The 24,506-nt window shown below is 63.5% G+C and carries 20 protein-coding genes; 8 read left to right on the top strand and 12 right to left on the bottom strand.

Going from position 1 to position 24,506, the window contains the following annotated elements; genetic code table 11:
* Positions 1 to 59 precede the first annotated feature (59 nt).
* The gene (gene glyA, locus BUS42_RS39080; RefSeq protein ID WP_074316893.1) at positions 60 to 1,310 is read left to right on the top strand and encodes a serine hydroxymethyltransferase; all 1,251 of its coding nucleotides are present in this window, start codon (positions 60 to 62) and stop codon (positions 1,308 to 1,310) included.
* On the opposite strand, the gene BUS42_RS39075 is transcribed toward glyA, so the two are convergent.
* The 5 genes from BUS42_RS39075 to BUS42_RS39055 all read right to left on the bottom strand — a co-directional run bounded on the left by BUS42_RS39075 (position 1,299) and on the right by BUS42_RS39055 (position 8,404).
* Positions 1,299 to 3,278, bottom strand: coding sequence for a DUF6798 domain-containing protein (locus tag BUS42_RS39075; protein ID WP_074316891.1), 1,980 nt, complete (start codon positions 3,276 to 3,278; stop codon positions 1,299 to 1,301). The genes glyA and BUS42_RS39075 overlap by 12 nt on opposite strands.
* Positions 3,279 to 3,361: 83 nt before the next feature.
* Positions 3,362 to 4,105: a CvpA family protein gene (locus tag BUS42_RS39070; protein WP_074316889.1), complete on the bottom strand. Its 744-nt coding sequence runs from the start codon at positions 4,103 to 4,105 to the stop codon at positions 3,362 to 3,364.
* Positions 4,106 to 4,460: 355 nt separating this feature from the next.
* Complete coding sequence (locus BUS42_RS39065) at positions 4,461 to 6,287, bottom strand: DUF885 domain-containing protein (RefSeq protein ID WP_074316887.1); 1,827 nt, start codon at positions 6,285 to 6,287, stop codon at positions 4,461 to 4,463.
* A 139-nt stretch (positions 6,288 to 6,426) separates the two neighbouring features.
* A complete protein-coding gene (locus tag BUS42_RS39060) occupies positions 6,427 to 7,038 on the bottom strand; it encodes a hypothetical protein (RefSeq protein WP_074316885.1) in 612 nt (203 codons plus the stop codon).
* Between the two features lie 184 nt (positions 7,039 to 7,222).
* Positions 7,223 to 8,404, bottom strand: coding sequence for an acyltransferase family protein (locus tag BUS42_RS39055; RefSeq protein ID WP_074316882.1), 1,182 nt, complete (start codon positions 8,402 to 8,404; stop codon positions 7,223 to 7,225).
* Positions 8,405 to 8,667: 263 nt separating this feature from the next.
* Between BUS42_RS39055 and BUS42_RS39050 the strand changes: the two genes are divergently transcribed.
* Together BUS42_RS39050 and BUS42_RS39045 are read left to right on the top strand one after the other, a co-directional pair.
* Positions 8,668 to 9,855 (top strand): ExbD/TolR family protein, encoded by a 1,188-nt coding sequence (locus BUS42_RS39050; protein WP_074316880.1) that lies wholly within the window; start codon positions 8,668 to 8,670, stop codon positions 9,853 to 9,855.
* A 39-nt stretch (positions 9,856 to 9,894) separates the two neighbouring features.
* Positions 9,895 to 10,821 carry a DUF6807 domain-containing protein gene (locus BUS42_RS39045; protein WP_074316878.1) on the top strand — a complete coding sequence of 309 codons (927 nt, stop codon included), beginning with the start codon at positions 9,895 to 9,897 and terminating at the stop codon, positions 10,819 to 10,821.
* Positions 10,822 to 10,979: 158 nt separating this feature from the next.
* Here the strand turns inward: BUS42_RS39045 and BUS42_RS39040 are convergent, their stop codons facing one another.
* Entirely contained in the window at positions 10,980 to 11,657 is a 678-nt protein-coding gene (locus BUS42_RS39040; protein WP_074316876.1) for a hypothetical protein, read from the bottom strand.
* 684 nt (positions 11,658 to 12,341) lie between these two features.
* On the opposite strand from BUS42_RS39040, the gene BUS42_RS39030 reads away from it, so the two are divergent.
* The 3 genes from BUS42_RS39030 to BUS42_RS39020 all read left to right on the top strand — a co-directional run bounded on the left by BUS42_RS39030 (position 12,342) and on the right by BUS42_RS39020 (position 15,845).
* The gene (locus BUS42_RS39030; RefSeq protein ID WP_074317557.1) at positions 12,342 to 14,168 is read left to right on the top strand and encodes an ABC transporter permease subunit; all 1,827 of its coding nucleotides are present in this window, start codon (positions 12,342 to 12,344) and stop codon (positions 14,166 to 14,168) included.
* A gap of 182 nt (positions 14,169 to 14,350) precedes the next feature.
* A complete protein-coding gene (locus BUS42_RS39025) occupies positions 14,351 to 15,070 on the top strand; it encodes an SPFH domain-containing protein (protein ID WP_074316872.1) in 720 nt (239 codons plus the stop codon).
* The gene (locus BUS42_RS39020) at positions 15,054 to 15,845 is read left to right on the top strand and encodes an SPFH domain-containing protein (protein ID WP_074316870.1); all 792 of its coding nucleotides are present in this window, start codon (positions 15,054 to 15,056) and stop codon (positions 15,843 to 15,845) included. Before BUS42_RS39025 ends, BUS42_RS39020 begins: the two co-directional genes overlap by 17 nt.
* Positions 15,846 to 16,025: 180 nt before the next feature.
* Here the strand turns inward: BUS42_RS39020 and BUS42_RS39015 are convergent, their stop codons facing one another.
* On the bottom strand, positions 16,026 to 16,715 hold the full coding sequence (locus tag BUS42_RS39015) for a hypothetical protein (protein ID WP_074316868.1): 690 nt from the start codon (positions 16,713 to 16,715) through the stop codon (positions 16,026 to 16,028).
* 195 nt (positions 16,716 to 16,910) lie between these two features.
* Here BUS42_RS39015 and BUS42_RS39010 point away from each other — a divergent pair, with 195 nt between their 5' ends.
* Entirely contained in the window at positions 16,911 to 17,273 is a 363-nt protein-coding gene (locus tag BUS42_RS39010) for a hypothetical protein (RefSeq protein ID WP_074316866.1), read from the top strand.
* Positions 17,274 to 17,581: 308 nt separating this feature from the next.
* On the opposite strand, the gene BUS42_RS39005 is transcribed toward BUS42_RS39010, so the two are convergent.
* Entirely contained in the window at positions 17,582 to 18,547 is a 966-nt protein-coding gene (locus tag BUS42_RS39005; protein WP_074316864.1) for an acyl-ACP desaturase, read from the bottom strand.
* Between the two features lie 940 nt (positions 18,548 to 19,487).
* Entirely contained in the window at positions 19,488 to 20,990 is a 1,503-nt protein-coding gene (locus BUS42_RS39000) for a sulfatase family protein (protein ID WP_083671296.1), read from the bottom strand.
* 331 nt (positions 20,991 to 21,321) lie between these two features.
* Here BUS42_RS39000 and BUS42_RS38995 point away from each other — a divergent pair, with 331 nt between their 5' ends.
* On the top strand, positions 21,322 to 21,768 hold the full coding sequence (locus BUS42_RS38995) for a TIGR03067 domain-containing protein (RefSeq protein WP_074316862.1): 447 nt from the start codon (positions 21,322 to 21,324) through the stop codon (positions 21,766 to 21,768).
* 492 nt (positions 21,769 to 22,260) lie between these two features.
* Here BUS42_RS38995 and BUS42_RS38990 read toward each other — a convergent pair whose 3' ends face one another.
* Genes BUS42_RS38990 through BUS42_RS38980 form a run of 3 tightly spaced genes read right to left on the bottom strand, consistent with a single transcriptional unit; the run spans position 22,261 to position 24,504 of the window.
* A complete protein-coding gene (locus tag BUS42_RS38990) occupies positions 22,261 to 23,175 on the bottom strand; it encodes an urease accessory protein UreD (RefSeq protein WP_074316861.1) in 915 nt (304 codons plus the stop codon).
* Positions 23,172 to 23,810 carry an urease accessory protein UreG gene (gene ureG / locus BUS42_RS38985; protein ID WP_074316859.1) on the bottom strand — a complete coding sequence of 213 codons (639 nt, stop codon included), beginning with the start codon at positions 23,808 to 23,810 and terminating at the stop codon, positions 23,172 to 23,174. Before ureG ends, BUS42_RS38990 begins: the two co-directional genes overlap by 4 nt.
* Before the next feature lie 25 nt (positions 23,811 to 23,835).
* Positions 23,836 to 24,504, bottom strand: coding sequence for an urease accessory protein UreF (locus BUS42_RS38980; RefSeq protein WP_173878290.1), 669 nt, complete (start codon positions 24,502 to 24,504; stop codon positions 23,836 to 23,838).
* Positions 24,505 to 24,506 lie beyond the last annotated feature (2 nt).

The following is a 24,506-nucleotide window of genomic DNA, read 5'->3' as shown; positions in this document are numbered from 1 at the left end:
CGTTATTGTTCGATTCAGCCGACGCGATCAAATGTCGTCCGTCGCCATGGAGCCGTCGCATGGACATCCTCAAGAATCAAGATCCGGAAGTTTTCAACTCGATTCTCTCCGAAGAACGCCGCCAGCGCGACGAACTCGAGCTGATCGCCTCGGAGAATTACACGAGCGCCGCGGTGATGGAAGCCGTGGGCTCGGTGCTCACGAACAAATATGCCGAAGGCTTGCCGGGTCGACGTTACTACGGCGGTTGTCAGTACGTCGACCAGGTCGAGCGGCTGGCGATCGACCGCGTCAAGTCGCTCTTCGGCTCCGACCACGCCAACGTCCAGCCCCACTCCGGCGCCTCGGCCAACCAGGCCGTTTACTACGCCTCGTTGGAGATCGGCGACTCCGTTCTCGCGATGGATCTGGCTCAAGGGGGGCACCTCACGCACGGCATGAAGCTCAACTTCTCCGGGCGTTGGTATCCGACGGTCGGCTACGGGGTCGATCCCAAGACCGAGCGAATCGACTACGATCGGCTTGCCTCCCTGGCGCGCGAGCACAAGCCCAAGCTGATCCTGGCCGGCGCCAGTGCTTATCCTCGGATCATCGAGTTTGAGCGGATCGCCGAGGTTGCCCGCGAGATCGGTGCGACCTTCTTCGTGGACATGGCCCACGTCGCGGGCCTGGTGGCGGCCGGCCTCCATCCGAACCCCGTGCCCGTGGCCGACTTTGTCACGACGACCACCCACAAGACCTTGCGCGGGCCGCGCGGAGGGGTGGTGCTCTGCAAAGAAGAACGGGCGAAGAAGCTCGATTCGGCCGTCTTCCCCGGCTTGCAAGGGGGGCCGCTCATGCACGTGATCGCGGGCAAGGCGGTCTGCTTCGGCGAAGCGCTCAAGCCCGAGTTCAAGACGTACGCCGCCCAGGTCATCGCCAACGCCAACACCCTGGCCGAAGAGTTGACCCGCGCCGGGTTCCGGCTCGTTTCGGGGGGGACGGATAATCACCTGATCTTGATCGACATGACCTCAAAAGGTTTGACCGGCAAGATTGGCGAGGCCTCGCTCGGTCGCGCGGGGATCACGGTCAATAAGAACCTGATCCCGTTCGATAAGCGCAAACCGATGGATCCGAGCGGTGTTCGGGTGGGGACCCCGGCCCTCACCACCCGCGGGATGCGCGAGGATGCGATTCGCCAAATCGCCGCCTGGATGATCACCGTCCTGGCCGCGCCCGATGATGAGGCGGTCGCCAAGCGCGTGAGCGGTGAGATCCAGGAGTTCGCCCGCGACTATCCGGTCCCGGCCGCCGCTCTAGGGCGCTGAGTCGCGAAGCGTGACCTGATCGGTGGCGGAGGAGGGACGCACCCGGTAGACGGCGTAGCGTCCCTCCACGTGGATCAACTCGAGTGGTCCGTCGTCATTTGCCATCGTCGCCCGGCCCGAAGGGGCCGCGGCCACGATGTGCGAGGCGCCCTGACGGGTGGCGAGCCGGGCCCGTTCGGCGTCGCTCATCGCCTGGTAGCGACGTTCGAGGCCGTGGCGATCGGTCAGGTAGGCGCGAACGAACGTCGAGTCCGGCCCGTCGAAGCCGACGTGGTCGCGAAATCGGGCCGACCAGTCGGCCAGCCCTTCGGCATGATAGGGGCTGCCGGCCCGGTTGAACGCCAGGCTCCGCAACGACCAGAGCCGGAACGTCTTGGGACCGGGTGGCCCGATGAACCGCGCCGACCGCGGGGTGTGGTCGCGGCACCAGACCGCCAACCGCTCAATGTCATCCACCGGCACCGCCGCGAACCGGCAGCGGTCCACGAGGGACGTCGCCCAGGCCCGCCCGCGCAGCGCTTCACCGGTCGCGCCCAGGGCGAGCAATGGCACGGCCCACGAGCCCGCGAGCGCCCAGACGAGCCGTCGCCGGTTCCAACTCAACGATCGGCCCCGGAAGGCGAACGTGAGTACCGTCAAGCTTGCGATCGCCGCCAGCATTGGCAAGTGCCCCGATTCCGTGTCGTGCCGGGTCAGCCAATAAAGACCAAGGCCGAGCACAGTCCCAGCGAGCGCCAGGCGGATCGCCGGTCGGATCGTGGTTCGCTCCAAGGCTGTGCAAGCGACCTCGACGAGCGTCGCGACGACGAACGCCCAGTCCCCGGCCAGGCCCACCGTCAAGAGGGTCGCCCGGGCGCGTTCGGCCCAGGTCCCTCGGCTCCAGAGCTCTACAAGCCGGCCGGAAACCGCGACGAGCGCCAGCCCTCGAAAGACGGTTGCCATCCGGAACGGCTGGAAGAGCGTGGCCCGCAAGTCTTGCACCCATTCGACCGCCACCCAGGCGACCGCCAGCCCGAGCAGGTTGAGCCCCAGCAAAATGGCCAGGCGGATTCGGGCCGCCGGCGCGGCCGTCGACGTTCCGTTTCGCCCTTCCGCCGGTCGCGATTGCAAGAATGCCAAAAGAGCCAGGACGATGTAACAACTCCAGGCGAGCCACTGCGGGGTCCGCCAGAGATGGGGGAGCATGTGCTGCGGACCTTGAAGCTCAACGCTCAGCAGGCGGAAGTCCTCGGTCGAAAGCCCCGCGAACAGTTTCGAGCCTTGCCCGAGGTTCATCAGCAGACCGGGCCCGACCGCCAACCCAAGCGCGGCCAGCCCACGCAATGCTACCCCCCTGGAAACGGCCGTCTTGGTCGAGCAGAGTGCCCAACCGACCCACCCTGCCCCGAGCAACATCGCCAGTTGCAGGCCGACGGACGGGTGGATCAACATGGCCAGGCCGAGCAGAGGCGCGGCGGTCCGCCAGCCTCGTGCCGGGTTTTCGACCGCGGCGGCGAGCGCGAGCCAACCGAGCGCGAACCCGATCAGGCGGTCGAGGAGCATGGCTTCGAACAGGTGGTTCGTGCCGACGTTCCCCGCCTTGGCGATCAGCACCAGCACGACCGCCACGATCCCGACGTGAGGCCCCGCCTCGGGCCAGACTGCACGCGCGAGCCGGTCGAGTCCGAGGCAAGTCAGTGCGAACGTCAGTGCGAAAAGAGCGGCCAGGCCGGTCGACAACCCGAGCGGTCGGCTCGCCAGGTCGAGCAGTGTCAGATAGCCGCGATGGGGGTTGAACGCGTCGAAGGCACGCACGAACGGGTCATCGGCGAACAGCCCGGTGTCCTGGCGGTGGAGGAGCAGCGGGAGCCGATAGGCCTGATCGCCGTCTCGGCTGTGGTAACCCCGCAAGGTGAGGAACAGGCCGAAGATGAGGACAAAGGCAAGCCACTTCGGCAGGCCCGGCGTAGGGTTCTTGATTTCCAGCATGCGCGGCGTCTCTCCCCCGCCCGTCCGGTCGGACCGACGGTCGGGGGGAGTGTGCCGGAGCCTGCTCGTTCGGTCAACGCCAGTTATTGGTCGGGGCGTTCGGCCTTGGTCAGCTCTTGTCGGATCGACTCGATGGCTTCGACGACTTCGGCATCAAGCCGGGAGGGGTCGAGGGTGGCCTGGTCCGATGCGCCCCATTGCAGCTGAGGGGTTCGGCTCGCCGTGCGGACCGGAGGGGCCCCTTCCTTTTCTTGGGGCTGGTCGGCATCGTCGGGACGATTCAGACCCATCCGTTGCACGTGCTTCACGAAGTGCTGGACCGGCGGGGTCGCCCAGATTCGCGGGACCGGATGGTATTGCGCGTTCAAGGCCATCGACCGCGACGTGGCTATCTGCTGCTCGGCCCAGGGGACGGCCTTCAGGTGGGCGACCGCGTACTTCTCGATCCCGGCGACCAGGAACGTGGCGACGACCAGGGCCTTGGCGATGCCGAGCAAGGAGCCGGCGAACTGGTCGCCTCGACGCGACTCATCCTCCATGCCGTAAGGCTGGCGCCGGGAAAGTTTCACGGCGAGCGAGGCCAATCCGACCAGGATCAGATACGAGGCCACGGCCGCCGACCACCAGAGCATTCGGTCCATGAGTTCCGGCCGAATCGTGGGCAAATGGCCGATCACTCGGGGCTTGATTTGATCGCGGACCGGGTCGGCCGCGTAAACGCAAAGGACCAACCCCGCCAGGCGAATCGCCTGAAGCAGGAAGCCCCTGAGCCAGCCTCGGATGGCCATGACCAGCACGAGCCCTCCCAGAGCTAGATCCAATCCCATGATGTCTCACCTCACTCGGTTGCGCCGTCAGGTTGCCTTCTCATGAATTCGTCGGCCAACCCCGATTCTTGACCGGAATCAGCACGACGTATCATTTTCATCGGCTCCGGCGCATTCCGACCTTCAATCATTCATGCGGAATCCGTCCGCGTCAAATCCAGCCTTGGTTTTCTCTGAACAAAAGGGCACGTCGTCCGCACCCCCCTGTTCACTTGAGCCAAAGAGAAGCAAACGCTGGACCCTTCGCCGCATTCATGGTGGATTCGGCCGAATCGCGCCCCACCGGATCCTGACCCGCCGACCGGGCCGCCATTCCGGCTTGGTGTCACCCACCTCCACGGGGTCGAATCGTGGGTTAGCGCCGAGGTTCCGCCTCGGTCGGCTGATCCCGTTCCATGTACCGTTCGAGTACGCTAAGCGGGACGGAGCCGAGCGAGAGCAGCCGGTCGTGGAACGCCCGGACGTCGAACTTGGCGCCTGATCTGCGCTCGGCCTGGGCGCGGATCTCGCGGATTTTGAGCTCACCGATTTTGTAGGCGAGGGCCTGGCCGGGCCAGGCGATGTAGCGGTCGACCTCGCTCTCGATTTCGATCCGAGGGACGGCGGTATTCGCTTCGAGGTAGGCGATCGCCTGATCGCGGCTCCAGTGTTTCTGGTGCAGGCCGGTGTCGACGACCAGCCGGCCCGCGCGCCAGGCGCTGTACTCGAGTTGGCCGAACTCGGCATAAGGGTCGGTATAGAGCCCCACCTCGCGTGGGAGGCCTTCGCTATAGAGGCCCCACCCTTCGGAGAAGGCCGGGACGTAGCCGAACTTGCGGAAGGCGGGGCGGCCGGGGACTTCCATCGCCAGGCTGAATTGGAGGTGGTGGCCGGGAACCCCTTCATGGTAGGCGAGTGCCTGCATCGTGTACGTCGTCCGGCTGGTCGGGTCCGACGTATTGACATAGAAGTAGCCAGGGCGTGAGCCGTCCTCGGGCGCCGGGTAGTAGTACCCGGCGGCGGCGGCCTTGGCCCGGTACGCCTCGATCGGCCGGATCCCGTAGTCGGTGCGCGGCAGGTGGCCGAACAGGTCGGGCAGCTTGGCGTCAATCGCCTCGAAGATCACCCGGTAGCGCGCGAGGATCTCCGGTTCGCTCTGGTTCTTGAGCTTCGGATCGTCCTTGAGCTGCTGGAAGAACGCCTTCAAGTCGCCCGAGAACCCCACTTTCGTGCGGATCGCCTCCATCGCCTCGCGAATTCGCGCCATCTCGGCGAGCCCGACTTCGTGGATCTGCTCAGGGGAGAGCGTCGTCGTGGTGAATGAGCGGGCGCGGTAGGCGTAGTGGACGTCCCCCTCGGGCGAGTCCCAGAGCCCGACGCTCTCGCGGCAGGCGGGAAGATATTCCGTCTCCACAAAGGCCGCGAGCTTGGCGTAGGCGGGGGAGACCTGGTCGGCGATGGCCTGGCGAATTGCGTTGGTCGCGGGGTCGCGGTCGGCCTCGGGCCAATCCTTGAGCTTCGCGACGATCCCCCAGAGCGGACTCTCCTCGGGCTTCACGGGGGCCAGGTCTCGAAGTTGCGGGACGACCTTGGCCATCGTGATCCGCGGCGGCATCCGGTGCTCGGCCATCCCCCGGCGCATCAACGCGATCGTCTGGTCGATGGCGCGAGGGAAGGCGCGGAGGCGCCGCACATAATTCTCGACGTCCCCGACCGTGGCACTCGGGTGAAAGTTCACGCTCTGGGCGAACTGCAAGTGAATCCCATCCTGCTGGGTGATCGGAATCAGGTGACCCCGAAATCGCTCGCCTTCGATCCGATCATCGAGTGTGAACAGCAGCACTTCGCGATCGATCCGCTCGTCGGCCGAGAGTGGTTCCGGGTCGAGCTTTCCGAGTGCCTGCCGATGGTCGCGATCGCGCTTGAGCCGCGCCTCATGAGCCGCTTCGGAAAGGTCAGCCAGCCGATCGTCATAACGGTGGTCGCCGATAAACGTCGCTTCGAGCGGGCCCGACCGGAGCTCGTCGTCCCAGTATTCCGCGAACAGCGTCTTGAGCTGCCGGCTCGGCTGATCCGTCCCCTCGCCACCGATGAAGCCGGCCTGGCTCGTGCCCACGCCCCAGGAGAACCCCAACACCGTCGCGGCGAGGATCACCCCTTTCCTGAAGTGGCCCTGATTGGAAAAATAGGAGCATATTGTCATGTTGTGTCTCAAAGTTGTCAGCCGCTGTGAGAGCAGGTCAGGAAAGCGAATCACGTGAAGTCGTCCCGGTTCGTGAATGTAATTGTCGCCCTTTTCAGGGCTGCAAGAGGAACGGCCCTGGGTTGGTAAAGGGTCGTCATCAGGGGCGGGTCTTCTGAAGGTCGACCGTTCGCTTGGCGAGTTCGAACTCGCGGCGCAGGCGTTCGTATTTAATCTCAAGTTCACGCAAGCGATCATCCGATTGGACCACCTCCGTGTCGTACGCCGAGGCCGAACGCTCGACGGCCTTGAGCCGGCGTAGAGCGCGGGAGAGCCGGATCTCGACATCCTTGAGCTCGACGCGCCTCATCTCGAGCTGCGATTGGTTTTCGGCGATGCTCATCGCAGCCTGCTGCATCGTATAGGTCGAGGCGAAGCCCTTCTGTTTTTGCCGATCCATCTCGGTTTTCAAAGCGAGGGCAAACGTGTTTCGCAGTTCCGCCTCACGGCATTCGGCCAGCTTCGCCTTGTGGAACGCTTGGAGGTATTCGACGTCCTCGCGGGCCCTCGTCTTACGCTCTTCCCAAGGGTCGTCTTCGGACTCGGCAACGGGGGGCGTGGCGGGGGCGGGGGCTGTGGTTGCGGGTGGCTTATCAGCCGGCGGTAATCCCGCCTTTGGCGGATCCGCTTGGGCGGCGCCCGTCGAGAGGGCCACGGTGAAGCCAAGGGCGATGACCCACGTGGGGACGAACCGTGGAAATTCACTGTTCATGACCAGCTCCCATTGCCGAAGGTGCCGTAAGCTCAAAAGGACGCGCCACTCCCCTTGCTTTACCATGAGACACATTGGCTTATTCCTGGGGAAGGGGCTTGATCCGTTCTCCACGTGCGACGGACGGGAGATTCTGAACCGTCCGAGCGAGCATCAGCCGAAAACGAGAGATGATCTGTTGTCGTCAGAGCGTTTGCCGCGGTTTGCCGAGCGGGTCACGCGCGACGATCGGCGGGTTGAGGAAGTGGCGTTCGACTCCCCAGAAGAAGAGCCAGCTGACCGCGACCGAGGCGGCGGAGACGACCGGGATCATCACCAGGACGCGCATCCAGAAGCCAGTCAAGCCTTGCTCGTGGAGCCAGAGGTTGCCGACCGTACAGACCGGGAGGTGGACCAGGTAGATGCTGTAGCACCGCTTGCCGCAGGCGCGTAACGGCCGGAGCCAACCGAGCGCAATGGCACGCTCGTCCCAGCCACGGAGTGCGATCAAGGCAAGACCGAAGAGGCCGGTGGCCGCGGTGGAGTAAGGGACAGGGGTCGACAATCCACCAAAGGCACCGGCGACGGCGAGCAGGGCGAGCCCGAGCTCGACTCCGCGCTTCGCCCCGACCGAGGCCGGGACGTTGAGCCGCCAGTAGACCGCCAGGCCGACGGCGAACTCGTGCCAGAGCGTCGGGAACGCCCCTTCGATCTGAGAGTACCGGCCGATGTCGGCCGCCACCACCCGGAGCAGGACCGCGCAGACCGTGACCACGGCCAAGGCGCCGTAGAGTCGCCTGGGGGCGATCAAGAGGATGCAGAAGCAGACGAAATAGAACTGCTCTTCGTAGCAGAGCGACCAGGCGACCCGGGTGAACACCCGGCGCTCGGGGGGATGCCAGACCAGGGGCCGCCACTCCTCGGTGAGGGTCAGGTTGCCGACCCACTGGGTTGCGTTCAGCGCGGTGGGGGCGTCGAGTTGGAGGGCGTGCGCACCATCGCCATGGGTGAGCCGTTCCAGTCCGAGCGCATTGAGGCCGCCGATCAGGGCCACGAACCCGAGGAGGGCGGCCCAGTACGGGGGATAGATTCGCCAGATCCGCCGGCCCAGAAAGGCAAGCGACCCCAGCCCGCGCCGGCGGGTTGCGTCGACGCTCGCCCCGATGCAGTAGCCGCTGATGACGAAGAAGAGCGCGACCCCCAGATTCATCCGCCAGAGCAGGGAAACCGTCGCCCACCTCAGCCAAGCCTCCCACCCCCCTGCCCGGCTCCCGTTCTCGAGGAGCACTGCGAAGCCGGCGTGATGGAGCACGACCATCAGGCAGGCGAGGCCACGCCAAACGTCGAGGAGCTGATACCTTGGGTTGCGTTCCAGCGGCAGAAGCATCGGTCGCTTTCATCTTGCAATGGCAATGGATCCCGGAATGATCGGCCGAGACGCCTCCCATTATCGCCTGAGGACTCGATCCGGCAAGCCGGGTGCGGATCCCCCCTCATTGACTTGGAAGAGCATGCCGTCAATCATTGAATCCGCCCCGATCGGGCGGCGGCTCCTGGCGTTGAACGGAGCCGCGGGCGTCATGAGCGTATGGGGTTGGCGGGGTTGCGGGCCTCGACGGGTTTCGATCGGGCGCCACGGAGTTTTTCTTCATGTTTCGATTCCGACCAGTCGCTTGGGCCTGTCTCGTGCTCCTGGGGTTGCTTCCCGCGGATTCGACCCGGGGGGAAGAATTCGACCGGATCGAGGGGAAAACGCTTGCCGAGATCCCGACAAGCAAGGATGTGAAACCGCAATCGAGCCTGACGATCGGCGAGATCGACGCACTCACCAACGTGCTCCGTGACTCGCGTTCCGCCCTGCTGATCGTTCGGACCGGTCAGGGCAATCTGGCCCGTCTGCTCGTGTCCCCCGCGCTTCGCAAGCCGGCCACCGGTTCGGGCCCGCCGCTCTCGGTCTTGACGATTGAACGATTCGACACGTTTGAATCAGGGAACCTTTCGACACGACTGGCCCGCGGCAAGGAAATCCTCCTGTTCGTCGGCTTCGAGTTTGACCTCGACAGCGGCCAGGTGGTTCCTGAGGGGCAAGGCGGCGACCTCCGGTTCGAGCCCGCGGGGCCAGGAAAAGAAGGCTCACGGCTCGTTGCGCTCGGCGATGCCAAGCTTTATACCTTGAGCAAACCGCTGGCCCCGGCGGTTGTCGATCGCTCCCGGCCATCGCTCGGCCGAAGCGTGCTCTCGAGCGACTTCGCGGGTCGTTTCCGGCTGTTCGCCAATGGGCAGTGGGCGGGTACGCTCGACCTCAAAGTGGACCCGGCGGGCGTCGTCACAGGTCGGTTTCGCTCGGACCTGAACGGAACTTCTTACGCGGTCAGCGGCCAGGTGGCCGCCGATGTCTCGCACAAGATCAGCTTCACGATCACCTATCCGCGCACCCGGCAGGACTTCGAGGGACTGCTCTGGACCGAGGGCAAAGGGGCCTTGGCGGGAACCCTGACGATGCTCGATCGCGCTTACGGTTTCTTCGCCGTTCGCGAGGGAGTGGCGTTTGCTCCGGAAGGGGAAGACGTTGGCCCGCTCGTGAAAGGGGGAGAGAGCAAGCCGGGACGCAGGACTGTGACGGTCCACCAAGGTCAGTACACGCTCGACGGCAAGCCGAAGACCGACCAGGAGCTTATCGAAGCGCTGAAGCAGGCGAGCACGGTCGATCCGGCCACCTGGATCCTGTTGCAAGTCCCTGCCGACGAGCCATTCTCCGCCGTACAAACCGCATTTGAAGTCCTCGGCGCGGCCGGGATCACGACGGTCCGCCTCGCCCCGGCCGACACGCAACCCTGACCGAAAATCAATAGGCAAGACGGACCGAGGAGGTCGATCGTGGCATCATCGTTTCCCTTTCCCAGAGTCCAGGCACTGCCCCAGGTTGACCGAGCCAGCCTGCGGGTCGACGGCGTCGAACGCGCTGGGTTCGAGTTCGGTCAGGGGGGGCCCCGCCCCTTCGTCTACCCGGTCATCGGCCCGTCAGGAGCGGTCCTCACGCGGATGGGGCACCCGAACCCGGTCGGTCACGAGCATCACCGCTCCGTCTGGTTCGGTCATGAAAAAGTCGACGGGACGAACTTTTGGATGGAGAGCGGTCATTCCGACATCCAGGTCCGTCACAAGCGAGTTCTTATTTATCAGGATGGTCCCGACTGGGCGGGGCTCGTGGCCGAATCCGACTGGTGGGCGCACGGGCACACGGTGATTCGCCAGCAACTGACGCTCGTTCTCGAGCCCACCGACGACGGTGGCTTCGCGCTCGACCTCCAATCCCGGTTCGAGTCGGTCGGGATCCCCGTCCCGCTGGACAAGACCAACTTCGGTTTCCTGGGTGTACGGGTGGCGAAGACGATCTCGGAGCAGTTCGGCGGCGGCCGGCTGACCGCCGCCGACGGGTCGACGGGCGAACCCGCGATCTTCGGCAAGACCCACCGCTGGGTTGACTACTCGGGCCCGGCCACCGCCGAGAAAGTCGACGGGATCTGCTACATGGATCATCCCGATAACCCGCGACATCCCACTCACTGGCACGTTCGCAAGGACGGCTGGATGGAGGCAGCGTTCAACCTGGCCGAACCCTACGGCCTGGCCACCGATCACCCCCTCGACCTCCGCTACCGTCTGCTCGTCCATGCCGGCCCGGCCGATCGCAGTGCTCTCGACCAGGCCTGGAACCGGTTCGCGAAGACGCCGGCCTACTCGATCGCTCCCCCGCAAAACGGCGGGATCGCCACCCTCCAGCGAGTCGCCACACCCGGCTGAGTCAGGCTGATCCCTGAATTCATCGGGTCGCCCCGGCCAAGAATTGGTGGGCCGTGCCTACCCTACAAGAATGTGCATTCGTAGGGTGGGCACGGCCCACCAATCGCGAGCCTTCGAGAGCAGCCTCGGCCCGGAAAATCGGTCGACCGTCGGAAAGGTCAGCGAGGCGGTGGCGGCGAGCCGGGAGTCCCTTGGATCTCAGCGATCGCTCCCGCGTGGTCTTTTCTCCCTTCCAGACGCGCCTGGCGATAGCCAGTGGCGAACTTCTCGAATTCCCGAGGGCGGGTCCCGTCGCCCTTGGCAGGCCGCTTCGACTTCAATGCCCCGTCCAGCAGTTCCAAGGGGGAAGCGACACCGTTCGCAAGCCGAATCGCCGCGCAAGTCTTGATCGTCAGTTCGACGATTCGCGGCGCATCCTCGAGATATTTGCCGGTCATCTGGTACAAGACCACGGCCGACCGGGCGACCAAGGGGTCAGTCTCAGGGAGCAGTCGCCCTGCCTCCATCATGGCGAGCCGGTGTGCGGGCACGACTTTGAGTACCGGTCCAAACTCGCCCTGTTCCGGAGCGACGAATTCCGTGGGAGGCACGACAAAGGGGAGCGTTGGTGGAGTTGTGGAAGCCGAGCCGGCGGGCGGAAGGGGTACCGGTGCGGGGGGAACTTCCACTGGCGGTGGCTCGGCCGGCGCCGGGGACATTTCGGGTGCCGGTTCCGGCGCAGGCTCCGCGGGTGCCTGTGCCACGGCGCGTGTCTGAAGCGGAAATGGAAGCACTTCATCAAGCGTGGCGGAGGCCGCCACGGCGAGCATCGAGGCCATCAAGGTTGAGCGTCTCATGACTGGTTGATTTCTCTCGATAAATCCCCAGACCAAGCTTGTCGTGCCCCTTGGACCCTGGTTCGTGAATCGGAAAAGTCCACGAAATCAGGCGGCCGGAGCCCGCGCCGGCGAGGATGGTGAAGTGGGGCGTTCGGTTGGTACTCGACTCGGTTTCCTCATCTCTTCAGCTTATCACCGAATTTCGACACCGACCAACGAAACGACGCTTCGATTGCTCGGGGAGACGGCGATCGTCGTCGAACGCGGGCACGGAATTCTCTACCTATTCCGCGGGCTCGTCCGACGCCGGTTGGGAGGTCACAGGCAAGCCTTGCTTCTCGACGTCGTGCTCGAGCCTCGAGGTTTCGACTCAATTCGCGGGCGGTGTGAATCACGGTAATGCCCGATTGTGAAACGCGGTCCGTGAAAAAAAAGAGTAGCGATCGCTTTTATTAATAATTGATATTCATAATCAGTTAAAATTAAGCAATGATGGATTTTGTGATTTCTTGTCAGTAGGCCGATTCCCACCGAAAAGCGATCCGTCGGACCGCAGCTCGGCGCGATTGCCCTCCCCTCCCCCTCGGTCTGTCACCTTTACAACACGATGGGCGCGTGTAAGATGGGGTGGCTCGGACAATCGTCATTGAGTGGGCGTCCATCATCGGGTCGATCGTGCAAGCGGCTCGACGGAGCATGATCATGGAGCTTGGACCAATCCTCCGTTTCGAATTGAGACGGACTGCGCGGCAGGGTCGACTCTACGTGCTCCGAGGAGCGATTGGCCTGGTTTTGCTGGGGGTGGCCGCGAAGGTGGATGACTGGCGGCAAACCTTGACGGCGTCGGGCGACCTGCTCGGGGGATTGGTGGTGCCGCAGGCGATGCGCTCACTGGTGGAGCAGATTTTTCTCGAGCTCATGCTGGTGCAGGCGGCCGCGATTGTCTTCTTGGTGCCTGGGTTGGTCGCCGGTTCGATCGCCGAGGAAGATCGGCGAGGGACGATGTTAGACCTGCTTGCCAGCCCCTTGTCGAGTGGGTCGATCGTGCTTGGCAAACTGGTGGTGCAACTTGCCCGCACTGGAATGGCCTTGGGAGTGGGTTTCCCTTTTGCTTTGACGTTCGGTCTGTTGGGGATTCTCGACTTCCACTTCGTTTCGAGCGCCTACGTCATGCTCATGGCATGGATCCTGTTCGTGGCGTCGCTGTCACTCGTGGTGTCGGTCGTCAACCCGCGGCCGCGTTTGACGACCTTGATCGCGTATCTGCTCGTGGTCGGCTGGCTGTTCTTGCCGGGCGGATACGCTCTGATCGTCGCTCAACTCCCCCGGCGATTCGCCTGGCTCGAGACCGTGTCCGAATGGGTTTTCCAGGGTCACCCCGCTGGTCTTGAGTTGTTGCTCAGGATCGTGACGATGGGACCGTTTGTAGGGCCAATCGGGTCGGCCTGGCTCCGGTCGGAGCTGGCGCGATGCCTTCCACACTTCGTGGGCGTCCACTTGACGTTCGCGGTGATCTTCATCCTTTTGGCCGTCCTTTTGCTCCGTCCCTTGAGGCTCGGATTCTGGCTCCGGCGGTCCTGGGTTGGCGAGCCGACCTCGAAGCGCAGCAGGCCGCCGATCGGTGACGACCCGATGTTCTGGAAGGAACGGTATGCGACCTCCGGACCGTTCGGCCGCCCTTTGGTCCGTGGGGCGTTCCTGCTCGTCTGTCTGATCTTACTCGCTCCCCTGCTCGGGATGGCTCAAGCCGCCTTTGGGGAGTGGCAGGAGTCGTGGTGGGACGGCTTGGCGTGGCAGTGGAAGCGGAATGAGCTCAACGAAGTCCTTCGCCACGTTCACGCCACACTCTACTTCCTGGGGCTGGTGGGCGTTGCCGCGATCGCCGCAACCAGCGTGACCGGCGAGCGCGAGCGAGGGACGTGGATCAGCCTGGCGACCACGCTCGTGACCGGCCGCGAAGTCGCCCGAGCCAAGGTGATCGGCGCCTTGGTTGCTCTCCGCGGACTTGCGATCCCCCTGCTCCTCATCTGGACGGTCGGACTGATGACCGGCTCCGTTCATCCCGTCGGCGTCGTCGCGGCGGCGATCGGGGTGGTCATTTATCTCTGGTATGCGGCGGCGATCGGGGTTTTCCTCTCGCTGGTGTCCAAGAGCTCGGAACAGGCGATCGGAGCCACGCTCCTGGTCTTGTTCGCCAGCAATTTGCTCCCCTTTCTCTTCGTTCCGTTGAGCCTCGTGGGATCGCTCACGGGGTCTTGGTCGGGCGTCTACCTCGCCGGGGCGACCCCGTTCATCGGCTGGGCCTCACTCGTGTCTCCCATCGACATCCAGGAGTGGCAAGCCGGCCGGGTTTGGGACCAGCCTTTCTATCTCCCCGCGGGGCTCTGGAGGTGCAGGGTGGTGCTGAATCCCGGCCTCGTCCGGACCTATGCCGTCAGCCTCGCGATCCACACCCTCGGCGCGATCACCGCGACCTGGGCCGCTGCTCGAGTGTTCAATGCAAGGGGCGGTCGGCGATCGCAATCATAGAATATCGTTAATTGTGTTTTGTTGTTCGTGGTTGAATTCTTGGAATATTCCGCCGTGTGATCCACCCCAACAAAAACGACTCGACAGTCGCAAGTGAGAGATCCGTGTCGGTCCCGAAGTCCGTAGGGTACTGTGGATGAGGTCTTGCGGGACGCGGGTCGGCGACTGTCCGAGGGGGTGTGATGCTCGAGTTTCTCCAGGCGATGACCGGGATCTTCGTGGTGGTCTATGAAGGGCAGCATGCCTTGAAGTTTCATCTGGGACGCGCCATCGGTGTGGTCGGGCCTGGCGTCCACTTCAAGATTCCGATCCTCCAGCGCTTCCAGATCGAGCCGACCAAGGACACGACCCTCGACCTCGAGCCGCAAGTGATCCAACTGAGCGACGAACTCGTTTACGAGGTCGGCGCCAAGGTCGTCTACCAGATCGTCGACCTTCGCAAGGCCGTCATCGAGGTCGACAACCTTGTGGAAGGGCTCAAGAATCGGCTCGTCATCATCGTGCAGAACGTGGTCAAGGCCCAGGACCGGCACTCGATCCGCGATATGTCGCGGATGGTCGACGAGGTGAAGCAAGCGCTCCGACCGGTGGAACAGCAGTGGGGTGTGCAGATTCACGAGTTTGGCTTTTCGACCTTCTCGCCCACGCCGGAAACGATGGAGATCACCCAGTTACAGAAGCTGGCCCATGAGAAGCTCGTGCTCTATCGCCAGTTTCACGATGAGCAAGGACTCAATTCCGAGGCGGCGGTCTCGCTGATCTCGGGCGCAGTCATGGCCTTGCCTGGACAACAGGCGCGGCGACTGCCAGCGACGACTTCGCAGGCCCCCGCTCCACCCGTGGTCGAAGGAGAGGGACACGACGCTGATACCAACAAGTCGGACAATGACCGCGATGGATGACCTGCTCGATTGGCTGCTCAAGATCATTGCCGTGGTCGGGAAGGTCGCCTGGGGATTTGCCCGGCAGCGTCCATGGGCCGTTGCGGTCGCGCTTTTCGGCCTGGCTCGCGCCTTCGGAGTCATGATCCAGTCCGGCCAGCGCGGAGTTTTGTTCCGTTGGGGGCGAGTTGTCAAGGAGCTCGAGCCTGGCTTCCATTGGCTCGTCCCGTTGATCCATGGGGTCAAAGTCACCCCGGTGCGTTCCATCACGCTCGACCTGCCGGTGCAGAAGGTGCTCACGGCCGACGGGCTGGTCTATGACGTCAGCGTGAACGTCGTCTATCACGTCGAGAACGCCACCAAGGCGCTCACGTTGGTCGAGCACTTTGGCGCGGGCTGCCGAATCGCGGTTTCGATCCTTGTCACGGACGTCCTCCGCGTCCGCGATCAGGCCCATCTGGCCGACCGCGTGACCCTGGACCGTGAGTTGACCGCACGCGTGCAGGCCTGGGTCGATCGCTGGGGGCTCGCAATCGAGCAGGCCGGGTTTACCTCGATTGCGCCGAACAAGGGCGTTTTGCGAACGACCCAGCTCGGCGAAAAGACCGAGGAACGCGCCCGAATGCTCCAGACGCTGATCGACGGGGGCCTCGACATCGAATCGGCGCTGGTCATGATCGGGACCGAACACCCACCGATGGCGAAGACGTCCCGGCGCTACCACGTTCGATCGCGCCGCATGGTCCAGACGCTCGGTGGCGTGGGCTGGAGGAAACGAGCCGGGAAATCGACATGATAACAAGGGCGCCGGGTTGATAGATCCGGGCTACCCGAGGCCGGTCGGAAAACCCGGTAACGTGGCGACACTGTCGCGATTTGTCAACGACCCGATCCAGGGCAAGGAAGCCTCTCGCGACTCGTTCCCACGGGGGACCGTGGGAACGAGGGGGATTCCTCGCTCTCTGGCGGGGCGTTGTTATTTGTCGGTCTTTTGCTCGTTCTCGGTGGCGCTGGCCTTTGGTGTTCCGGGGGTTGCAGCCGGGCTCTGAGGGAGATTGGGGACCAAATTCGGATCATAGGTGGAACCGGCCGATACCTGGACCATGGTGATGCGCATCTTGGTCGGGAAGAACTTTTCCGAGTCGGGTCGCTGGTGCGCATGGCCCTTGCCCCCGCTCTTGTCCTTGATCACGAGATCCATCTGCTTGATCCCTTCCGACCAGACGATCGCATCGTTTTCCCAGAATGATTTCATCGAGACATCTTGCTCGTACACGCCTTTTTCGCGGTAGAGGACCGTCCCGGTGCAACCGTAGCCGTTGCCTTGACCGCGATTGGGAATGTAGCAAAGGGTCCATGTCGTGGGCTCGCCGCCCGCGGGCTTCTCGATTACCTCGGTGCGGATGTGGACCGTCCCATTCCGATAGTCCACCGGCTTCGTCCAGTCGCGCGGCCGATCCGGATTGATCGCGTTGCCGCGGACGTAATAGTGCGATTTACTTGGCTTCGACGTGTCGGCGTCGGCCTTGGTAAAGGTGAATGTGACGTCGAACAGGACGAACTGCTCTGCGTGACACACCGAGGGCGGCATGATCAGCGCCGACATTCCGGCCAGCAGGGCGAGGAAAGTTGATCGGCCCACTTGAATCGACCCGTAAGGACTCATCGTGACTCACCTCCAAGTCGTCGCCCACGGGCGACGGTGACGAGGAATACCCAGGAAGTCAGGAAAAGCATACCCGCAAAGTCTTCCCGAGAGGCACCGTTGCGGCGATTCTTATTCCGACGTCCCTGGTTTACGGATTGGACTTACCACATCCATTGGAACGCAGGCACGACATCCAAGCCACGGAGGCCATTGATGATGGACCAGCCGAACGACCGGATCATGCAAGCACTGCAGCGAGATCGATACCGGCGAGGGAGAGGAGCGGGAACGGCCGTCTTGGCCTTGATCGCGATGATCGTGGGCCTCGGCCTGTTAGGAAGCAGGGAGCTCGAGGCGCAGGCGAAGGCCAATCGGGCTCCGGTTTCGCCGTCACACGTCCGGATGCCCATGGATTACCGACAGGTCCAGGTTGTCTGGACGCATATGGCCGAGACGCTCAATAAGTGGGAGGAGAAGGGCTGGGAGACCTTCGAGATTGTCCCGATCCAGCCCGCGAACCCAGGTGTGGGCGCCCCGATGACGGTAGCGATCCTGTTTCGGCGCCCGGCGAAGTGAGTGCCGGCCCGGTTCGTCCAACGATTCGGTTGCGCGGTACGGGTTCAGCCTTGGCAGCCGCGGAGGAGTAGAATCAGCACGCCGGTGAGCACGACGGAAACCAGGATCGAACCCAGGCATCCAAGCTTGTTGAAGTAAAAGAGGAACATGGGTGAGTCCCCATCGTCGCCTCAATGCCCGGCTTCTTCACCTTAGGCTCGGGAATCGATGGAATGGCGTGACGGTGTGAGTTCAGTGCATTTCCGGTGCCAGACATCCGTACCGTCCCGGGAGGGGCGGCACGGGGGGCGAGGTGAGCGCTCAGGAACTCAGGCTTTTCGGCCGCGGATCCAGGAGAACGAGAACGGGGCCTGGCTGGCGACTTGCTCGCCAATCTCGTCGGCAAAGCGGTCGAATCGTTCGGGTTGCTGGCAAATGTAGTCTTGGGCCTTCGCGGCTTTGCCCGACACCGATTGGTGGCCGAGGTTCCAGGCGGCATTGAGGTGTCGGATGATATCGCCGTAGTCCCGGGACGTGTAGACCCCGGTGCGCTGGGTGACGGCCGCGTAGTGATCGAAGATATCCGGAGTCCTGCCGTCGTTCATCCTGGCCCCGGGCATCGCGATCATTCGCTTGAGCATGGCTCGATAGGCCAAGATCGTCCCTTCCGGGTCGCGTTCCATCGCTTGGGCGACAACTTTCGTGTAGAAAACCTCGTGTCGGGTTTCGTCCGACGCAATCTTGCGGCAGATGACAGCAAGGTTCACCTCGCCCCGCTCGTCGGCGAGCCGGCCGAGATTGCCGTGGGACATCCGGGTCGCTCGCTCCTGGAACGCGGCGTAGACGAGGCCCGCCTGGTTGTTCCCCTCGCTGCCCGGACTGAATCCGTTCTTGATGAGATGGTGAACTGTTGTCTCAACGGAACGCATGTTTACGCGTCCCGTGAGACGGAGATAAGTGTTCAGGAGATCGCCATGGCGGTTCTCCTCGGCGGTCCACCCGCGCAGCCAGTGCGCCCAGGGGGTGTCGGTCGTACCGCTCGGATCCTTGGCGACGTGCTCGAGCGAGATCGCGTAATTCGGCAGTGCTTCCTCGGTCACCATGTTGCCGACCAGAACGACCAGCAACTCATCGGGCAACCGCAGGGCGGTCTCCCGGAATCGCGCCAAATTCTCGGACCAATTGTCGGACTCGAGGTCGGGGAGGTAGTCGGTCGGTTGCCAGATTTGGTTGACAGGGAGAAGAAGCGACAGGTTCTCTCCAACAAAACCTTGCAAGCTATCGACAATGTCCATCTTCAGACTGCTTTCTCGCCGCAAAAGACAATGCTCGAAGCGGGACCGATCGTGCACGATCCCAAAGACATCCGAACATGGCGTGTGGAAAATGGAACGCCGGGCCTTCCCGAGGTCCTGACGCTTGAGAATCGTGAAGAAATCATCGGGGCCATGAATTTCAGAGACAGATCATAACGATCGGGGCGCCAGAAAACCTGTCCCGAATGATCCCGACACGGGCAAGTTTCCGCTCACCGACTTCAATCCCTGGTTTGCGAATCGGAAGCGGTCGGGAGGGCAATCAAGGTGAAGCTCGTTCGTGCCGCGAAGGCTCCCGAATCGAGGGTCGCCCCTGACCCCGGCCCACAGACGACTGGCCGGTTCTTGGGAAGCGAACCCAACATACTCGGTTTGCGACGATTCCAGAACCCGATGCGTTGACTCGGGCCCAACCCTCGCGGGCGAAGGACTTTCGCTTGCAGCGGATCCGGCAGATGCGTTAAAGAAGGCGGCCTTTGCGGGTTTGTCGCTTGTGTGTGGGGGGGGCCAGACTCCTGGACCGTGAGAATCGACCCGTCCCAACTCGTTTGACTGAGAGCAATTGACAAGGCTGCGACGATGAAGTGATCGCCACAATCGGTGGTTGCGGCGAACTGGGCCGCTTGGCGATCTCGAACCCGTTCCGACTGACTCATCCCCGGTGGGATTGATCACTCGAACATCGGGTCATATTGCCGAGAAAGCAAATTCGGGGCCAGCGCGACCGACTCTATCATGCCCGATCGTCAAACGCGAGGAAAGCCGATTTGGACAAGGTCCGATGGTACGGCCAACTATTGTGCCGAATCGGTGAATTGTCCGATCGTCTGACGTTCGCGTCGCGGCCGGAGTGTTCCATAGGACGACAAGGGCCGCCTTGTTCGCTCCGCTCGCCGGCTTTGGTTTGTCAAGTCCCAGGTCATTTTCGGCGAATGGAGTTCACCGACTTGAGCTTGCCGGGCCGGGGCCGGATCCGATTGGGGAGCGGGTCGCCGGTCTCGCGATCGAACTCGTCGGGGTTCAGAGGGCCGGCCTTGCGATCGTCGGTCTCGGCTTCCCAGGTGGTGAGTGCTTCGCGCAACTGCCGGAGCGTGGGGGCTTGCTCCCGGTCGTCGGCCAGGTTGTGCAACTCGTTCGGGTCGACCTCGGTGTCGTACAACTCTTCCGTGGGACGGGGTCGGACGAAACAGACGCTTTGCTCGGGCGTCAGTTTTCCCTCGTCGCGCATCCGCCTCATGACCTGGTACGTCGGGCTCCGCACGGCGTCGGCGGGAGGGGTCAGTGGTATCGTATTGTCATAATTTCGGATGTATTTGAAGCGGTCGGACCGGACCGCTCGTGCATGGGCGGCGTAGTCGTGCCAGTTGTGTTCGGCGAAGACGAAATCTCTGACCTTCGCCTGCGGATCGCTGAAGAGGACGGAGACGTCCTGGCCCTGGATGCTCGGCGGTCGCTCGGTCCCGGCCAGGGCCAAGATGGTGGGGGCGATATCGACCGAGCTCACCAGGCGGGCGCAATGGCTGCCGGCCGCGATCCGGCCTGGCCAACGGACGATCCAGGGGGTCTTGATCCCACTCTCGTACAGGGTCGTCTTACAGCGCGGGAACGGACGGCCGTTATCACTGAGAAACAGGACGAGCGTCTCTTCGCTGGCCTCTTGCCGTTCCAGTTCCGCCAAGACCGCGCCGACGAACCGGTCGAGGCGGCCGATCTCGTCGTAGTAGAGGGCCAGATCTTTGCGGACTTCAGGGGCATCGGGCAAGTATGGCGGAATGATAACATCTTCGGGACGGTGCGGCTTGGCGATGGCTCCTGCCGTGTAGTCACGATGCGGGTCGAACGAGGCGAGCCAGAGGAAGAACGGCTTGTCGCGCGGCCGATCCCGCAAGGTGGACACCCATTGATCGCAGCCGCTGGCGGCGTCCCCCGCGGCCTCCGAGGCCAATCGGGCACCGGTCGCCTTGGGACCGGTCGGAAGCTGGAAGCTGGACGGGTTGCCCTCGTGGACCACGTCGAATCGATTCTTGACGGCGTTGCCCAGGTGCCATTTCCCCGCGGCGGCGGTCCAGTAGCCGGCGGCCTTGAGTCGCTCGACGAACGTGACCTGGCTCGCGGGCAGCGGCCAGTGCAGTTCCTCGGCGTCGGTATTATGAGGGTATCGCCCGGTGATGATGCTTGAGCGGCTGGGACTGCACGAGCTGCAAGTCAGATAGGCGCGGTCGAAGCGCATGCCGTCGCGTGCCAACGCGTCGATATTGGGCGTTCGGATCGCCTGGTTTCCAAAGGCGCCACAGTCGTCCCAGGCCATGTCGTCGGCGAGGATCAGGATGAAGTTCGGCGGTTTCTTCGCCTCCGAGGCGCGGGCCGGCATCATCAGGTGGGGGAGGACGAGCAGCAGGCCCGCCAGGGAGATCATCCTCATGGTTCATCCTTTTTTCGATCGTTCGGAGTCTCGGCATCGGCGTCGTGATCGTCGCAAGCGACGGCCTGTCGACCGCGATCCCCATCGGATCGTATCGGCCTGCCCGTCACGCTACAATGCCGCGATCCGACCTTAACCTCCAGCCTTGAGAGATGGCAATGTCCTGGGCACGCCACTCTCTTCCCGACGAAATCGAATCCCGCTTGGAGCGGTTCCCGTCCCAGGGAAGATGACTCAAGACAAGCCAGGGCGGACGTCCCGTCCGCAATCTTGAAACCGCATTCGCACCGGAACGCGGGCATGGCGAGCTCAATGAAATCGGAGCAATGAGATGAAAGTGCTTGTGTGTGCAACTTTGGCCGTCAGCCTCTTGCTCGGGGCCGGTGCTGATGACTCGGCACGCGACCTTGCCGCCTTGCAAGGGAGCTGGGCGTTGGTCTCGTCCGAGTCGAACGGTGAGAGCACGTCCGACCTGCCCGATCCTCCGAGCCTGCTCGTGTCGCACGCTCAGTATGTAGCCACGCGGGACGGTCGGCGAACCTCGTATACGCTCCGGCTCGAGCCGTCGACCGATCCCAAGGCGTTCGAACTCACGCTGGACGAGGGGCCGGCCAAGGGCCAGATCCTCAAGGGAATCTACAAACTCGAAGGCGACCTGTTCACCGTCTGCCACGGCCTGACGCCTCAGGACGATCGGCCGGTCGAGTTTTCGACGGGCGCTGAGTCGGGCCATACCCTGATCGTCTGGAGACGAGCGAAGTCCAAGGCGAGGTCATGACTCCATGGCGGACCTTACCGAGAGTCAGAAGAGTCATGTTCACGCTATTTTTTCAACGACCCGCCATAAAGCTAAGAATCACCCTCGTTCCCACGGTCCTCCGTGGGAATGCCGTCCCCGACGCTCCGCGTCGTCTGGCCCTTGCAAGCCGAGGACGGAGAGCGTCCCAGACTGCATTCCCACGGGGACCGCTATGCCTTACCCACAAGTGGGGGGCTGGCCCGGTGTCCAGCGAGGGTGATCGGCGCAAGTGCCTGAGAGTCCTCCAGTTGTGGCATCCAGCTCGGGCCACAGCCCCCTTCCGTAACCTCCGGATTGCTAACAACTTACGACTTGTGGGTAAGGCATAGCGGGGACCGTGGGAACGAGTAGGGAGAGTCTTCCCAGCGCTAGATCGGGTCGTTGTATTTTTTCGTCGGGCGGGTGCTTGGCAGTTCTGGAGTCGCAACTGTTTTGATCTGTGATTATGTGATTTTTTCTAAAAGCCGAGTCTCAGCGCCAGGGGAATTCACTCGGGACGGGGTATTTGGTCACTTCCTCGCGCACCAGGGTCCAGAAGGCGCGAATCCGGGCGCGGACGACGCCCGACTCGGGGCCGAGCACCTTATAGATCAAGCCCGCGTCGTTGGGCAGGCGTGAGGCCCCGTCGGCGCAGTGCGCCGAGCGGTCGAACGTCGGTTCGATTTGCGCGAGGATGCGGTCGGCATGCACTTTCGGGGTGAGCAGGACGACGTTGCCGAAGACGTCGAACTCGCCCATCACTCCGAGGTCTCGAGGCGACGACTGCGCGGGCTCGACCACGAATTTCTCGGTGAACAGGGCCGTTCCGTCGGGGCGTTCGGCATGCACGGCCGAGGAAAAAAGGTCGAACTCGTAGCTTTCGCCGGCCCGGTAGTATTTACGGCCGGCCATGAGGGTCTCCGCGTACAGGAGCGTGGCCGTCGAATCGATCGTGATCCGGGTCCGGTTCAAGAACCGCGCGTGGCGAAACGGGATGACCGGGTCGGGCAGGTATTCCAGGTAAGAGCCTGCCTCGAGGACGATCTCCTGGGTCTGGGCGGCGTAGTTCGCATCCATCTCATGGATCTTGGTCGCGGCCTGCGTGGTGACGTGCCCGAACGAACCCGGCGCGGCCTCGATCCGGATCTGGTAGCGGTCCCCCTGAAGGATTCCCCCGGAGTTGGTGATGATGAAGACCCAGGGGAGTGCGGGCATCCCTTCGTCGCAGTAGATCGCCCGCTGGACGAGCAGCGGGGCTTTCCGCTCCATCACGGCCAGGATCGAACGCTCATCACGGCGCTCGAACCGGAGCCGCAAGCGCGCATCCTTGCCGAGCGATCCACTGGGCAGTTGCTTCGGTTCGTCCAGGTAGGGAGCCAGCTCGGGGTCGACGATCGGCCTCGTCATACTTGCGGGGCTTTCATCTCGAGGTCGAACAGGACGTTCTCGCGGATCAAGTGGACGAGTGCATCAATCCCGTCGCCCGTCTTGCAGTTGGTGAAGACGAACGGTTTTTCGCCGCGCATGAATCGCGAGTCGGTGTCCATCACCTCGAGGCTTGCACCGACGTAAGGCGCCAGGTCGGTCTTGTTGATGATCAGGATGTCGGATTGGGTGATGCCGGGTCCGTTCTTGCGGGGGATCTTGTCCCCCGCGCCGACGTCGATCACGTAGAGGAAGTAGTCGACCAGGGCCGGGCTGAAGGTGAGCGTGAGGTTGTCGCCGCCGCTTTCGATCAGGACCAGGTCGGTGTCGGGGAAGCGGGCTTCCATGTCCTCCACGGCGGCGAGGTTCATGCTCGGGTCTTCGCGCACGGCCGTGTGGGGACAGGCCCCGGTCTCCACGCCGATGATCCGCTCTTCGATCAAGACCCCCTTGAGCGTGCGCCTGACGTGCTTGGCGTCCTCGGTCGTCACCACGTCGTTGGTGATGATCAGGATCCGGATGCCCAGGTCGATCAGCTTGGGCGTGATCGCCTCGATGATCGCGGTCTTGCCCGATCCGACGGGCCCGCCAATGCCGATCCTTGTGATTTTTTTCATGGGAGCAAGTTCTCGCGATACGATATCAGTTCATGAACAGGCGCACTCTGGCGCGAACGTGTACGGCGGCGAGGATGTCGCTCACGGGCGCGTACGAGGCCATGTCGTCCAGCGAGCGGACGGCGGCCCGTTCGTAGGCGGCCTCGGCTTCGCCGTTGATGCGGAAGAGGATGGCCTGGGCGTCGAGATAGTCGAGCTTCATTAGCCGCAACGAGGCGCCCAGCATCATGCTCGCCAGGCCGTACTGATGCACGGCGAACGCGTCCCGCTCCTGCAGACCGAGCGCGGCGAAGACAAGGGCCTGGGCCACGGGGTAGGTCCCTGGGGTTTCCCCGCGCTTGATCACGCCGAGCCAGTCGCCGACGTCGGTCGCGTTCAGGACCTTGACGGCCATCTCGGCGAGCTTGCGGCCCATCCGCACCGTCATCGTCCGCATCTCTTCGTTGAGCTTTCGATTGAACACGGCATGATCGGCCCGCGCGATCCGCGCTGGATCGTTGTCCTGGGCGGCTCGGAACGCTTCGAGCAGCGCGATGCCGTCCGTCGTCGCCGACTGTCGGGTCGCCGTCCGGACGAACCGCTCAAGGCTCTCCGGGTCGTGGACGACGCCCACATGCACGGCCGACTCGAGGCCGTTGGAGAACGAGAAGGCGCCGACCGGGAGCATCGAGTCGCCGAATTGGAGGAGACGCATCA

The sequence above is a fragment of the Singulisphaera sp. GP187 genome (assembly GCF_900129635.1).
Taxonomy (GTDB): domain Bacteria; phylum Planctomycetota; class Planctomycetia; order Isosphaerales; family Isosphaeraceae; genus Singulisphaera.
The sequence above is the reverse complement of the archived record's forward strand: the minus strand, read 5'-3'. Positions and strand labels throughout refer to the sequence as shown.